This is a genomic window from Nocardia concava NBRC 100430, assembly GCF_000308815.1.
In the GTDB taxonomy this organism is placed as follows: Bacteria; Actinomycetota; Actinomycetes; order Mycobacteriales; family Mycobacteriaceae; genus Nocardia; species Nocardia concava.
This window is the reverse complement of the sequence record NZ_BAFX01000022.1, coordinates 1-12,989: the sequence shown is the minus strand read 5'-3', so window position 1 is coordinate 12,989 and position 12,989 is coordinate 1. Positions and strand designations below refer to the sequence as shown.

Genomic DNA, 12,989 nt, shown 5'->3' with positions numbered 1-12,989 from the left:
GCCGCCCGCGGCTGCGGGCGCGGCTGCCGGGGCGCCGGCGCGGGCGGCGGACGGATCCGCTGCTCCCCCGGTGACTCCCGCGCGTGCGGAGGCATCCGAGGCAGTCGGCGCGCCGGCGGTAGAAGCCGCGGGAGAAACGTTGCCGCCGCCGGTAGCGGACCCACCCGCCGCGCTCGACGGGCTGCCGCCCGCGGTCGACGATCCACCCCCGGAGGTCGAGGTGCCACCCGAAGTCGAGGACCCACCCCCGGCACTCGAGGAACCAGCCGAAGCAGAGGTCCCACCCGCGGTGCTCGACGAACCGCCAGAGGTGGATGAGCCGCCGGAGGTCGAGGACGCCGGACCGCTTCCGGTGCCACCGGCGCTGGACGCCGTTGCGGCCGAGGAGATATCGCGCGATCCGCCTTGGACGCCGCTCTGCACCGGAGACGTGGTTTCGGGGGCGCCCGCTTGGACATGGGTCGATGTCGCGCCCGCGCCATTGGTATCGACGTGGGTCTGCGGTGCCGAGCCGGACGTGGTTGCCGGGCCACCGGACCGGGTGTCGCCAGGTTGATCGGTTGGCACGCCACGATCGGAAGTGCGCGTGTCGGTGCTGATTCCGCCCGGGTGGCCGTTGGTTTCCGGGCGGGCGGTGCTGCCGTCGCCGGTCGGGCGCGCGCCGGTGTCGGCGGTGGGGTTCGTGCTGCTGGAGGCCGGGTGGACGTGGTTGCCGTCGGCGCCCGAGCCGTTGGTTCCGCTGACGCCGTTGGTTCCCGGGTCGTGAGCACCGGTTCCGTTGATGCCCAGGCCATCCGGACGCGATCCGACCAGCGTGAGATCACCGATATTGATGCCTGCCGCCTTGCGGGTGACGTACGGCTCCCAAGCCGTATGCGCCGCAGTGTGATTCAGACCCGAGAGCCCGCCCTGGAACATGCCGCCGGTGAGCATGCGCGGGTCGAATTGGGTGTGCTTCAGGTTGTCGACGGCCTTGTCCCAGCCCTGTTGCGCCACGTCGAAGCCGAACTGCGCGGCGGTCGCACCCACGAAACCCGCTCCGCCGCCGATCAATCCGGCGGTCGTACCGGTGATCATGCCCGTCAGATACCGGTTCATCCCGCGCCTGCCCAGCGCGTTGCCGAGTGCGCCGCCGATGGGGCCCGCCACCGCGCCACCGACACCGGAGCTGATCGCGGTCACCCCGACCTGCGTCCAGTTGACGCTCTTCCGGTGCCCGGTATCGACCTGATACTGCTGGATCGCGTAGTCCTGCATGGTGCCGAGCACGGTGTTCATCACCATGTGCTTCAGCGCGAACTTCACGACCGCGGTAATGCCCATCCGGGCCGCGATCGTGAGGATGCGCTCGAGCGCCTCCCGGCCGATGATCCGCACCGCGATGCGCGTCATCGCGACGATCACCGCCTCCACCGCCGGAGCGGTCGGCGGCCACGCCCACGCGATAATGATCTCGGCGGCCGCCATGGCGATCGACGAGTAGAACATCAGCTTCGTGTACTGGATCTCGGTACCGGTCTCCTCGACCGAATCACCGAGCTGCTGAAAGTGTTGCGCCAGGTCCAGAATCGAGCCGCCGCTACCGTCGCCGCTCGCCGGAGCGGCCAGCTTGTCGAACAGCTTCGCCATCTCGTCGCGCCCGTCGCCGTTCACATAGGCGGCCAGGGTCGCGGACTTGGCGTCGGTGATGGACGAGATCTGATCGCGCAGCCCGTCGGCGGCGGTGCGCCAATCCTCGGCCAGCCCCCACATCTGGTCCTCGTCGCCCTCGGGCCATTCCACGCCCACGAGGTAGCCGAGCCATTCGAGGCCCGAAGGCAGGTGCAGTGTCATACGGGGCTATCCCACCCGCGCAGGCGGTATCACCATCCGGAATCGGTGGCCCCGCCACGATTTCGCCGCGACTCCTCCGAATCTCGCTCCGCTGCATGGCGTTCCGGTGACTTCGGTGGCGCGGTCGACACCACCGGTGGCTCGGGGATCTGCAACTCGCGAGCCAGATCCGGCATGTCCGGCACCAGTTCGGCCAGCTTGGGCAGCCGATTCCGGTTCTGCGACACCGGAGCCATGACCTCCCGGCCGCGCCGCGCCACCTCCGCGCACGCCTGTTGCGCGGCCTCGGTCACCGCCTTGGCGATCTCCTGATAGTCGAGATCCTCGATGCCCGAACCGAATTTGGTCTCGATCAGCGTGCCGTCGGCATTCACGGTGACGGTCACCCGCTTGCCACGCACGCTCGCCGACGCGGTCAACGCCGCGCGCTGCTGCTGCAACTGGGTGATATTGCGCATCTGATCACGGAAGTCCTCGAGGATGTCCGTGAAATCGGCCCGAGCCCGTTCGTTCACCATGATCGGATCACGCGAACCCTTCGCCGTTGCCGTGATCCATCGTCTTCAGCTCCTCGGCGGCCTTGCGCTGACCGTCCGAGAAGTTGCCGAAGGTGCCGGCCATATTGGTCGCACCCTCGAGGATGTTCTTCTTGCTGGCGATATACCCCTGATCGCTATTGGCGAAATTCCCGCCGAGCGTGTCGTTCCCCCACGGCTCTCCACGCCCGGCGGTCGCGGAAGCCAGTGTGCTCATGACCTTTTCGATCCCATCGCGCACCTTGTCCGTCTTACCGGCCGCCTTGGTCAACAGATCCTCGTAGGCTTCCAAACGCCCGCTCATGGAAGTCGACCTTGTCAGGCTTGGGCAACCGCGCAGTTGACGGAAAATTAACGGAGAGTGCCGATTTGCACGTCCTCCGCGCCCACACTCACACCTCGATCTCGCCGCGCGATTCCATGAGCAGCAGGGTCTGCTCGACATGCTGCTCGAACCTGCTGATGATCTGCTTCATATCGGCGCCGCGCGCGGTCATCTCCGGAGCACCCACCTCGATCAGGTATCGACCGTCCGCGGGCAGATCACGGAAGATCATGGTGACCTGATGCATGCCCCGCGGACCGAACATGGACCGGCCCTGCAGCACCCGGATCGCACCGGTGAGCTCCGCGGGCCGATTCCAGAATGCGGCACTGCGGGTTTCGGCGGAATCCTCGAAGGAGTCGAATGCCCCCGATCCCCCGTAGGGGTCCGGCTCCGGCTGCTCGGTCACCAGGGTCACCGCCGGACCGCGTGCCTCCTCGGTCGGCGGCAGGTACGCCAGCATCAACGCGGGCAGTTCCTCGGGCTCGCACTCGAGCATCGTGAATCCGCCACTGTGGAAGACGGTTTCACCGGGCGCCTGCACGATCAGGCACGCCCGGCGATCACGGCGGGCGCCGTGCACCCGGATCCGTTTGCGCGGATTGTCGAATTCGCCGTCGCACCAGGCATGGACGACCAGAGCGACGTCCGGCTGTGCGACCGTGTCGAAGATCGTGGCGAAGCCCGGACCCAGCTCCGCGTCCAGCTTGGCATGGCATTCGATGAGCTCACGCTCGTAATCGTCGAGATACCTGGTGGTGCTGGTGAACCGCAGCGGCGAGGGCAGCCGGCCGCCGCGGTACTTGTAGCACAGCGCCTTGAACTCGACGTCGGTGAACTCCCATCTCATGCCTCGACCACCGGGTTGCCCTCTACGGCGGTCCCGACCGTGTGCCCGAGGGCCCGGATGAAGTCGACCTGCTCGGGCACGGGATCCGCCGTGGCGCTCGCGGTCGCCGTGACCGCCACCGGTTCCGCGGGCGCGGCCGCGACGCCGACCAGCGGTTCGACATGGTCAGCACCGACACCCGCGAGCCCGCCGAACAGATTGGTCAGACCCGCCAGCGGCGAATTGGTCACGGCCGCAGCGGGAATGGCCGACACCACCCCGACCGCGGGCGCGGGAGCGACTCCGCCCATCGGCGTGGTGTCGCCCGGCAGACCCGCTGTCGGCGTGGGCGTGCCGGACAGGCCCAGCAGTTGATTCAGCTGCGCCAGCTTCGCCGGATCCTTCTCGATCGCGGTGAACGCGGTCGTCAGCTTGTCCTCGGGCACGCCCAAGACATTGGCCAGCGTCGACAGATCGGTCGACTGGAGGGACTGGAGTTGCTGCAGGATGGTCGGCAACTGCTGGGCCAGCGTCGACGCCCCGCTCATCAGGGTGCTCAGGGCACTGGTGAGCTGCGACATGTCCGAACCGCCCGAGCTGCCGCCCGACGAGCCCTGTCGCTGACCCGCATTTCCATTGCTGCCGTTGGGGTTCGATCCGTTCGGATTGGTGCCGTCGGGCTTCGTTCCATTCGGATTGGTGCCGTCGGGCTTCGTTCCATTCGGCTTGGAGCCGTCGGGATTCGGCTTGTTCTCCAGCGGCGGGATATTCGGGGTCTTGGCGTTGCCGCCCGGGCTCGCCGATCCGCCGCCGCCGGAACCACTCGGGCTGCCACCGCCCGAAGGCGTCTTCCTGTCACCCGGGGGCGTCTGCTTGTCGTCCGGCGGCGTCTGCTTGTCGTCCGGCGGCGTCTTCTTATCCCCGGGCGGCGTCTTCTTATCGTCAGGAGGCGTCGGCTTGTCCGGAGCCGGAGCCGCGGTCGGTGAGGGAACCACCGCCATCACGGAGGCGCAGTTCTGCACGCCCTTGAGGTAGTCATCCTGGAAATCGTCGCGCTTTTCGTCCAGGTCGTCATCGGAGCACGAGCCCGTGTCCTGCTTTTCATGGTCGGGCATGTCGACCATCGTGTCGCCCATCCACTGGGAGGCATAGCGGAGATTGACCGCCACCTCTTTCATGGTTTCGACCAGCGGTTTCAGGTCATTCGCATACTGGGCGGCCGCTTCCTTGGCCCCACCCGCACCTGCTCCGGTCCAGTCGAGCGCTTGAATCTTGTTGTTGAACTCGCCGACCCGCGTGTCGACCTGACCGGCAAGGTACTTCCACGCCTCTCCGGCGTAGTAGTAGGGGTTGATGCTGTCATAGATGTTCTTGCCCAGATGGTAGAGGTCAGACCAGGATTGGTTGTCCTTGTTCTCCAAGTGGATGGCCAGGGGCGCCGTCTTCTTGTCCTTCCACGGCCCCTTCACGTCATCGTCGAAGTCGACTTTGTCGGTGAAGTCGTCGATATCCTTCGGCGCGGTCAGCCCGAGGTTCGTCGCCGACTTGGGAATCGACACGTCGGCCAGCTTGTCGAACACGTCCTTCGACTGGTTTTCAGTGTGCGCGTAGGTCCGACCGGCAGCCCGGAAGTACTCGGCCATATCGGTCAGCGCAGCGGCATGCATGTCGAACGCGTTGAGCAGCGCCTGCCCCTGGTCGTTGAACCCACGGGTCAGGACTCCCGAGGACGAATACTGCCCTTTGGTGAAATCCGGCAGGCCGGCAAGGTTATTGGCGTCCGCGAACTGGCGGAACCCCTTCATCACACCGACCATATCGGCACATGCCTGAGCGCCTTTCACTGCCTGCGAGGAATCGAACTTCAAGGTTCCCGCTTCGGCCTGCGCCCGCAATCCCGCCCAGACCGTGTTGTCTTTAGTCTCAGATGCCATCGCTAACTACTGTCGCTCCGCCCAGTTTCCAGCTATCCCGTGCCAGCACAGCCTACTGTCGTGAACTCCCAATGGCGCACAAGGAAATTCGGGGCATGCGCGGCTGCCTCAGGGTAGCCAAGTGAGCGCCACTCGCGCATCTGGAAGGATCTGCGAACATGCGAGTACTGGTGCAGCGCGTGACATCGGCGCAGGTGACGGTGGGCGGCGAGGTGGTCGGGCGGATCGATCCGGCCGGGCACGGCGCGCCACACGGGCTGGTGGGGCTGGTCGGCGTCACCCACACCGACACCGAAGCCACCGCGAAGGCATTGGCCGACAAACTCTTCCGGCTACGCATCCTGGACGGGGAGAAATCCGCCGCGGATCTGTCCGCGCCTATCCTGGTGATCAGCCAGTTCACCCTCTACGCAGACACCGCCAAAGGGCGTCGGCCGTCGTGGAACGCCGCCGCGCCCGGCCCCGTCGCCGAACCGCTCGTCGACACCTTCGCCGCCACATTGCGCGAACTCGGCGCGACGGTAGCCACCGGCCGCTTCGGCGCCCACATGCATGTCGAACTCGTCAACGACGGCCCCGTCACCATCCTGCTCGAGGGCTGAGCTGCGGTTTGCCGCACGCCGCTAGGGTGGCGGGCATGCTGCTGTGGATCAATGGGCCGTTCGGCGGCGGGAAGACGCAGACCGCGTTCGAGTTGCATCGGCGGCTGCCGGGGAGTGTGGTGTGCGATCCCGAGGAGGTCGGGTTCGGGTTGCATCGGGTCATGCCGCGGGAGATGCGGCCGGACTTCCAGGATCTGCCCGCTTGGCGGCAGGGCGTGTACGAGACGCTCGATCTGGTGCTGAGCAAGCACGCAGGGCCGGTGATCGCGCCGATGACCGTGGTCGAGCCCGCCTACTTCGCCGAGACCGTCGGGCGGTTGCGCGAAAAGGGGCATGATGTGCGGCATTTCGCGCTCATGGCACGACCCGAGACCGTGCAGCGGCGGCTGCGCGAGCGGGCACTGGGCGGCTTGCGGCACGAGAGTTTCGCGGTCGAGCGGGTCGATCACTGCCTGAACGCGCTGTCGCATCGGGATTTCGCCGAGCACATCGAGACCGACGAGATCCCGGTACGGGAGGTCGCCGACCGCATCGCCGCCGCGTGCGGACTCGGCCTGACCCCCAACACCGACGGGCTGCTGCGCACCCAGCTGCGGCGGGTCGCGGTGGGGATCAGGCATATTCGATTGTTCTGAGCGGCTCCGTCAGTGGACCCATTTCGAGGTGAGGCCCGCGACGATGGAGCCGTCGAGGTCCGAGAGGCTGTCGGCGACGAAGGAACGAGCGAAGTCGGAGGTCTGCCAGCGGAAGACGACCGGGTAGGCGCGCAAGGCCGCCAGGACCACCTCGGCCACCTCGTCGGCGGTCTGGGCGGTGCTGTAGGCGCCTCGGGTGCGGTTGATGTAGGCCTGCAGGGCCGAGGCGTAGGGGCCGACGGCGGCGAGGGTGGCGGGGATGTCGACGCGGGCATTGTTGACGAATTCGGTTGTGACCGCGCCGGGTTCGATGACGCTGACGCCGACGCCGACCGTGGCGGCCACCGGCTCCAGGCTCTGCATGAAGCCCTCGACCGCGAACTTCGCCGCGCAGTACGCCTCGTTGAACGGCTGCCCGACCGCGCCGCCGACGCTGGTCACCGTGACCACGCGGCCCTTCGAGGCGCGCAGGTGCGGCATGGCGGCCTTGGTCACCTCGACCACGCCGAAGAAGTTGACCTCCATCGCCCGGCGGATATCGGCCATCGGCAGATGCTCCACCGTGCCCAGCACCGAGACTCCCGCATTGTTGACCACGGCGTCGAGGCGGCCGTAGTCGGCGACCACGCCCGCCAGGCAGCCCGCGATGGACTCCGGATCGGTCACATCCAGCGTCCGCACATCCGCGCCGGTCTCCCGCACCGGCCCGGCCTTGTCCGGATTACGCAAGGTCGCGACGGTCTTGTACCCCGCCCGCACCGCCGCGGCGGCAACCGCCAGCCCGATCCCCGTGGACGTTCCGGTAATGAGAACAACCTTGTCGTCGGCCATTTCCCCATCGAACCAGCCCCCGGGCCCCGCTCCCCGGTGCCACGCCCGACGGATCAGGAGGATGCGGGGACCAGCGGTTTCAGCACACGCTCCACCAGGGCGGTGTCGCAATGCTCGACGATCTCGGTGATGAGGCCGTCGGAGAGCGTCAACAGCAGGCAGTAAGTCTGGTGGTACTGCTCGCCCGCGACCGTGGTGCCGTACCCGCGAGCCTGCACCACGACGCGGTCGCCATCGCCCAGGATCAGATCCGCCACCATCCGATACCCATCCGCGAACTGCGCCATCAGCGGCCGCAGCAGCTCCTGCACCACAACGCTTTTCGGTTCCCAGGTACCGGCCCACGACCAATTCCCCGGGAAGGTCCAGCTGCACTCCTCCGACATCGCCTCGGTCAGCGCGCGACCGTCGCCCGCCGCCATCCGATCGAAGACCGCGCGGATCATTTCCATGTTCCCAGCTGTGTTCATACGATCGACGCTACGGACGACCCTGGTATGCGAACAGCGAGAATCCCGCATACCCGGTATCCCCTTTCGGCATGGCCCAGCAGCCGCGACCGAATTACTGCGGCGGCGGAATGAAGACGACCGCTCCACCCACCAGCGCGTAGATGGCATGCGACTCCGGATCGACGGCCGAACCCACCAGCATCTTCCCGCCGGTCCCGATCGCGGCACCGAGCGCACGTCCGGTGATGTCGATACCCAGCAGCTGGTAGCCGCTCCGACCGTTGTCGACGGCATAGCCGACATGCCTCGCCGAGTCCACCGCGACCGATCCGGATGCGCTCGCCGCCCTGAGCGTGCAGACGAGAGCCCGCGTCTCCAGATCGGCGAGATAGATATTGTCATTGCCGACGAGCACGGCGATACCGGCGGCGAAATCCACCGCCATGCGCGGCATTCCATTACCCGGCACGCCGATCATCCCCGCGACCCGGCTCGACGCCAGGTCCACCACGATCACACCGACGTCGTTCTGCTTCGAGTTGTAGCGCGAACCCGCCACATACGCCGTCCGCCCCGTCGGGTCGATCGCCACCTCCCCGGCGGAGGTCCCCAGCTCGATCGAGGACAGCAGCCTCGCCGACCGTGGCTCGATCACCGAGAGTGTCGCGGTCGCATTGACATTCACGACATCCGGATCCTGCTGAAACCCGAGGAACTTCTCGTTCGTGACATACACGAGATGGCTACCGGGATCGACCGCGACGCCGCGCGACCCCGGACCGGTCTCGAGCGACGCGACAACGCTGTTCGAGGTGGTGTCGACCATCGAGAGCGTGGCCCGGAGCCGGGGCGTCGCATTTTCGGCATCGCCCCGGGTCGCGACATACAGCCGCTGCAACTCCGGATCGATCGCGATCCCGACCAGCTCGTCCGGGAACGAAATCTTGGTGACCACGCTGCGATTCGCGATATCCACCACCGCCACGGTCTTGGACATGTCGTTCGCCACGTACAACCGCCCCGCCGCCGCATCGACGACAGCCTGCTTCTCCCCCAACTCCGCCCCCACCTCGACCGAGGCGTAGTTCGGCCCGCTGGACCCACTCGATCCGCGGCTCAGGATCAGCGCGCTCACGACGACCAGGACGAGAACCACTACAGCGCTCCCGACACCGACCAATACCCGCCGGACGCGCACATCTCTCGGGCTGCCTCCCATCGCCACCCGCGGTGCCGCGACCGAGTACGGCCGCGAGGGCCTCACCCGCTGGTCGGCACACAGCGGCCGGAATGCCCTCTGCACCAGCGGGTTATGCGCCGCATCACCCGAAAGATAAAGAGTCCGTATGTCGTCGGGCGACCCGATACCCGCCGCTCGCAGCACCTCCACTGCGGCCGAAACCACGTTCGGAAGACCCGCCTCGGTGAGATCTACCGCCGAAACCGGTGGAAGGCCGCGCGATCCGACCATCTGGAGCGAGCCATCCGCCGCCACGATGAGCAATGCGACATTCAGTGATCCCGGCAGGAAGTCGATCACCGCGATGCGCGAACCCGTCGGAGCCGGAGCGATTCCGGCATATAAGTCGGGCTCGCCGACACCCATCACAGCAATTCCTCCCGGTTTCAATCCTTATTTGTGCCAGTAGTTTTCGGGCCCGGCCTTTTCCACGGCGGCCTTGGCGGCGGGGTCCATCCACTCGTCGGCGGTCACGTCGCGGGTCAGATTGATGTAGAGCGCGGTCGATTCGTATACGTAGCGATATTGATGTGAGCTGTAGCCGCTTTTGCGGGCGTAGGCGGCGCCCTGCTCGCATACCTCCGCGCCGGCGCCCTCGTGCGGGCACCAGATCGCCCAGTTCTGGGTCTGGCCTTTGATCGAGTTGTACAGCCGGTCCGCGTCGGCGGTGGTGCCGAACGCCATGACGTTCACCGAGACCAGGATCTTGTTGGAATCGTCGACGTAGGAACCGGCCACCTGCTGCGCGCAGTTGTAGTCCCGCAGCAGCGATTTCACGTTCCACGACATATCAGGGGTGATGCAGTCCATGACGCCGCTCGAGCGCAGCGTGTAATTCACGCCCTTGGCGTCCCGGAAGGATTGCGGAAGCAGCGCATTCGCGGTGAACGGGGTCTTGTCGGTCGCGGCCGTATCGAGCGAGCTCCAATTGAACGGGGGCGTGGTGGAAGTCGGCGGGACGTAGGAGGTGGTGCTGTAGGTGTACGGAGTGAACGTCGAGGACGACGATGCGTCGCTGTGGTCGGAACTCTGCACGGCTCGCACCCCCAGCACGAGCAGGACGACCGCGACCACCACGGCGGCCACGATTCCGCCGACGATTCCACCCGAGATCCCCTGCGGTTCAGGAGCTCTCGGCGTAGAGGGCCCAGGGTGGAACCCCGGACCCGGCGCGACCGACTCACCCACCGGCTCCACCACGGGCGGCGCTGCGGCGACGAGAGCCGCGCGCCACTCGGCCGCGGTCGGGCGGGTAGCGGTGGCCGCCGGGTCGCCGAAGGCCCGGTCGATCAGCGCGCGCAGACCCCGATCGAAGCCGGCCGGCAACTCCGAGCGCAGGTACCACCGGCCGTCGACGAGCGCCGGAAGATTCGCCTCCAGCAACAGGGTTCGATACACGAGCAACGCGACACCGAGCCGATCGCTGTACCGGTCGGGGCCGGTGACCATGCCGAAGCGCACCCGCGGATCGCCCCATCCGTCGGCACTGCGCCGCTGCACCGGAACCGCCTGTGCGGAGCGCAAGCCGTCACCGTCGCGCAGGTAGACGCCGGTTCGCGACCACAGCAGGTTGGCGGGCGCGATATCCCCGTGCACCAGCTCGTTCCGCTCCAGCATCTCGAAGAGCTCACAGAACCGGATCGCCACCGCCACACGCGATTCCGGCTCGACCGGGCCTTCGGGCCCGTACAGCCGATCGAGAGTCCGGGGCCTGCCGTCGGGATCCAGGAACTCCGCCGGGACCGCGGGCAAGATCACTCCGGCGAGTGCGCCGTCACGCCATACCTGGTCGATCGGCCAGCTGATCGGCACCGGGGCACCCGCCTGCTGTTCGGCGGCCAGCACGATCGCCCGCCCCGTCGCGGTCACCTTGCCGATCCGATCGAGATCCTCGGGATCGGTCAGCGGCACAGCGTATTCGCGAAACAGCCGTCCCCGTCCGGCCTGATCCCGGCATTCGTGCAGCCATGAGTGACCGTGTGCGTCGCCGACGGTCGCACCGGCAATGTCATAGGTGTCACCGGACGATCCGATGATCCGGAACCGATCCTGCGCCCGGCCATCCACGGGGACATGCGAATCCATCGGCCGAATCCCCCTCCTAGCGATATCGCGTCCGCGGCCAACCGTATCGGCACCCCCGAAACCACGCCAATCGAACTATCGGGAAGGAAAGAGACACAACATCGATCGCCGGACCCGACACGAAACGACCGCACCCGCCCCGGCCAGGCCGGAGCGGGTGCGGAAAAGCGTTGCGCGGAGGGTTATTCCGGGCGGAGCGTCAGGATGCGGGGACCGTCTTCGGTGACGGCTACCGTGTGCTCCCAGTGGGCGGCGCGGGACCCGTCGTCGGTGACGACGGTCCAATGGTCGTCCAGCTCATGGGTTTCCGTGGTGCCGAGGGTGAGCATGGGCTCGATGGCGAGGACCGAACCGACGCGCAGTTCGGGACCCTTGCCGGGAGCGCCCTCGTTGGGCAGGAAGGGGTCCATGTGCATTTCGCGGCCGATGGCGTGACCGCCGTAGCCGGAGACGATGCCGTACTTGCGGCCGTGCTCCTTCTCGGCGGCGTAGGTGCCCTGCTCGATGGCGTGGGACACGTCCGACAGCCGGTTGCCCGGGAGCATGGCGGCGATACCGGCCTCCATGGAGAGCTTGGTCGCCTCGGAGAGCAGCCGGTCGGCCTCGATGATGGTGCCGACGCCGAAGGTCCACGCCGAGTCGCCGTGCCAGCCGTCGAGGATGGCGCCGCAGTCGATGGAGACCAGGTCGCCCTCGACCAGGACGTCGTCCTTGGACGGAATCCCGTGCACCACACGGTCGTTCACCGACGAGCAGATGGAGCCCGGGAACCCGTGGTAGCCCTTGAACGACGGAATCGCGCCGGCCTCACGGATGACCGCCTCGGCCACCTCGTCCAGCTCCAGGGTCGAGACCCCGGGCTTGGCGGCGGCACGCACCGCCACCAGTGCGCGGCCGACGATAGCGCCGGCCGCCGCCATGGCGTCCAGTTCACCGGAGGTGCGGAATGGCACCACCCGCTTGCTCTTGCGGCCGAAGACCATTAACGGCCCAGGGCCTTCAGTGCACGCGCGTTGACCTCTTCGATCTCGCCGACGCCCTCGACGGACACGACGGAACCGTCGTAGTGCTCGAGCAGCGGCTCGGTCTCCTCGCGGTAGACGCGCATGCGGTTGCGGATGACCTCTTCGGTGTCGTCGCCGCGGCCGCGGGCCAGCATGCGCTCGACCACCACGTCCTCGTCGACCACGAAGGACAGCACGGCGTCGAGCGCCTGGCCCGACTCCTTGAGCATCTTCTCCAGCGCCTCGGCCTGATCCACGGTGCGCGGGTAGCCGTCGAGGATGAAGCCGTTGACCGCGTCGGGCTCGCCGATGCGGGCCTCGACCATGCGGTTGGTCACATCGGAGGGAACCAGGTTCCCGGCGTCGAGGTACTGCTGCGCCTCACGGCCCAGCGGGGTCTGCTGGCTGATGTTCGTGCGAAACAGGGCTCCAGTGGAGATGTGCGGAACACCGAGCTTTTCCGACAACAGTTCGGCCTGGGTGCCTTTACCGGCACCGGGCGGTCCGAGCAGTACGAGTCTCACTTCAGGAACCCTTCGTAGTTTCGGTTCATCAACTGGCTCTCGATCTGTTTAACGGTATCGAGGCCGACGCTCACAATGATCAGCACCGCGGTACCACCGAACGGCAGATTCGTCACGCCGCCGGAGGACCCGATCCCGAGGAGCAGGTTCGGCAGGACA

At 67.1% G+C, this 12,989-nt stretch carries 13 protein-coding genes and 1 pseudogene; 2 read left to right on the top strand and 12 right to left on the bottom strand.

The genetic code is table 11. From position 1 onward, the window contains the following. From ON43_RS05805 to ON43_RS42180, 5 genes are all read right to left on the bottom strand, one after another. On the bottom strand, positions 1-1,833 hold a 1,833-nt coding region (locus ON43_RS05805; RefSeq protein WP_040804434.1), incomplete at its 3' end, for a WXG100-like domain-containing protein. 29 nt (positions 1,834-1,862) lie between these two features. Further along, positions 1,863-2,351: a YbaB/EbfC family nucleoid-associated protein gene (locus ON43_RS05800; protein ID WP_040804431.1), complete on the bottom strand. Its 489-nt coding sequence runs from the start codon at positions 2,349-2,351 to the stop codon at positions 1,863-1,865. Positions 2,352-2,358: 7 nt separating this feature from the next. Further along, positions 2,359-2,673: a hypothetical protein gene (locus ON43_RS05795; protein ID WP_157513920.1), complete on the bottom strand. Its 315-nt coding sequence runs from the start codon at positions 2,671-2,673 to the stop codon at positions 2,359-2,361. Between the two features lie 88 nt (positions 2,674-2,761). Beyond that, positions 2,762-3,544 (bottom strand): ESX secretion-associated protein EspG, encoded by a 783-nt coding sequence (locus tag ON43_RS05790; RefSeq protein ID WP_040804426.1) that lies wholly within the window; start codon positions 3,542-3,544, stop codon positions 2,762-2,764. Continuing rightward, entirely contained in the window at positions 3,541-5,391 is a 1,851-nt protein-coding gene (locus tag ON43_RS42180; protein WP_157513919.1) for a hypothetical protein, read from the bottom strand. The genes ON43_RS05790 and ON43_RS42180 overlap by 4 nt, the downstream gene beginning before the upstream one ends. 224 nt (positions 5,392-5,615) lie before the next feature. Between ON43_RS42180 and dtd the strand changes: the two genes are divergently transcribed. Further along, entirely contained in the window at positions 5,616-6,059 is a 444-nt protein-coding gene (gene dtd / locus ON43_RS05780; RefSeq protein WP_040804425.1) for a D-aminoacyl-tRNA deacylase, read from the top strand. 35 nt (positions 6,060-6,094) lie between these two features. Continuing rightward, positions 6,095-6,694 (top strand): AAA family ATPase, encoded by a 600-nt coding sequence (locus tag ON43_RS05775; RefSeq protein ID WP_040804439.1) that lies wholly within the window; start codon positions 6,095-6,097, stop codon positions 6,692-6,694. Positions 6,695-6,703: 9 nt separating this feature from the next. On the opposite strand, the gene ON43_RS05770 is transcribed toward ON43_RS05775, so the two are convergent. The 7 genes and pseudogenes from ON43_RS05770 to ON43_RS44635 form a co-directional block, all read right to left on the bottom strand. Continuing rightward, positions 6,704-7,525: an SDR family NAD(P)-dependent oxidoreductase gene (locus ON43_RS05770; RefSeq protein ID WP_040804422.1), complete on the bottom strand. Its 822-nt coding sequence runs from the start codon at positions 7,523-7,525 to the stop codon at positions 6,704-6,706. Between the two features lie 53 nt (positions 7,526-7,578). Further along, entirely contained in the window at positions 7,579-7,995 is a 417-nt protein-coding gene (locus tag ON43_RS44645; RefSeq protein ID WP_040804419.1) for a nuclear transport factor 2 family protein, read from the bottom strand. A 94-nt stretch (positions 7,996-8,089) separates the two neighbouring features. After that, the gene (locus ON43_RS44640; RefSeq protein ID WP_157513918.1) at positions 8,090-9,133 is read right to left on the bottom strand and encodes a YncE family protein; all 1,044 of its coding nucleotides are present in this window, start codon (positions 9,131-9,133) and stop codon (positions 8,090-8,092) included. Between the two features lie 477 nt (positions 9,134-9,610). Beyond that, on the bottom strand, positions 9,611-11,302 hold the full coding sequence (locus ON43_RS42175; protein ID WP_051177958.1) for an RIO1 family protein: 1,692 nt from the start codon (positions 11,300-11,302) through the stop codon (positions 9,611-9,613). A gap of 182 nt (positions 11,303-11,484) precedes the next feature. Continuing rightward, on the bottom strand, positions 11,485-12,285 hold the full coding sequence (map, locus tag ON43_RS05750) for a type I methionyl aminopeptidase (RefSeq protein ID WP_040804413.1): 801 nt from the start codon (positions 12,283-12,285) through the stop codon (positions 11,485-11,487). Further along, positions 12,285-12,830 carry an adenylate kinase gene (locus ON43_RS05745; RefSeq protein ID WP_040804411.1) on the bottom strand — a complete coding sequence of 182 codons (546 nt, stop codon included), beginning with the start codon at positions 12,828-12,830 and terminating at the stop codon, positions 12,285-12,287. Before ON43_RS05745 ends, map begins: the two co-directional genes overlap by 1 nt. Then, a pseudogene (locus tag ON43_RS44635) lies at positions 12,827-12,989 on the bottom strand (preprotein translocase subunit SecY); the annotation flags it as partial. The pseudogene ON43_RS44635 and the gene ON43_RS05745, both read right to left, overlap by 4 nt.

What these genes read in the sequence shown, in the direction of transcription:
- ON43_RS42175 (WP_051177958.1), bottom strand. Translation starts at nt 11,302, where the DNA reads ATGGATTCGCATGTCCCCGTGGATGGCCGGGCGCAGGATCGGTTCCGG.
- dtd (WP_040804425.1), top strand. Translation starts at nt 5,616, where the DNA reads ATGCGAGTACTGGTGCAGCGCGTGACATCGGCGCAGGTGACGGTGGGC.
- ON43_RS44645 (WP_040804419.1), bottom strand. Translation starts at nt 7,995, where the DNA reads ATGAACACAGCTGGGAACATGGAAATGATCCGCGCGGTCTTCGATCGG.
- ON43_RS05795 (WP_157513920.1), bottom strand. Translation starts at nt 2,673, where the DNA reads ATGAGCGGGCGTTTGGAAGCCTACGAGGATCTGTTGACCAAGGCGGCC.
- ON43_RS05790 (WP_040804426.1), bottom strand. Translation starts at nt 3,544, where the DNA reads ATGAGATGGGAGTTCACCGACGTCGAGTTCAAGGCGCTGTGCTACAAG.
- ON43_RS05800 (WP_040804431.1), bottom strand. Translation starts at nt 2,351, where the DNA reads ATGGTGAACGAACGGGCTCGGGCCGATTTCACGGACATCCTCGAGGAC.
- ON43_RS05775 (WP_040804439.1), top strand. Translation starts at nt 6,095, where the DNA reads ATGCTGCTGTGGATCAATGGGCCGTTCGGCGGCGGGAAGACGCAGACC.
- ON43_RS05770 (WP_040804422.1), bottom strand. Translation starts at nt 7,525, where the DNA reads ATGGCCGACGACAAGGTTGTTCTCATTACCGGAACGTCCACGGGGATC.
- map (WP_040804413.1), bottom strand. Translation starts at nt 12,285, where the DNA reads ATGGTCTTCGGCCGCAAGAGCAAGCGGGTGGTGCCATTCCGCACCTCC.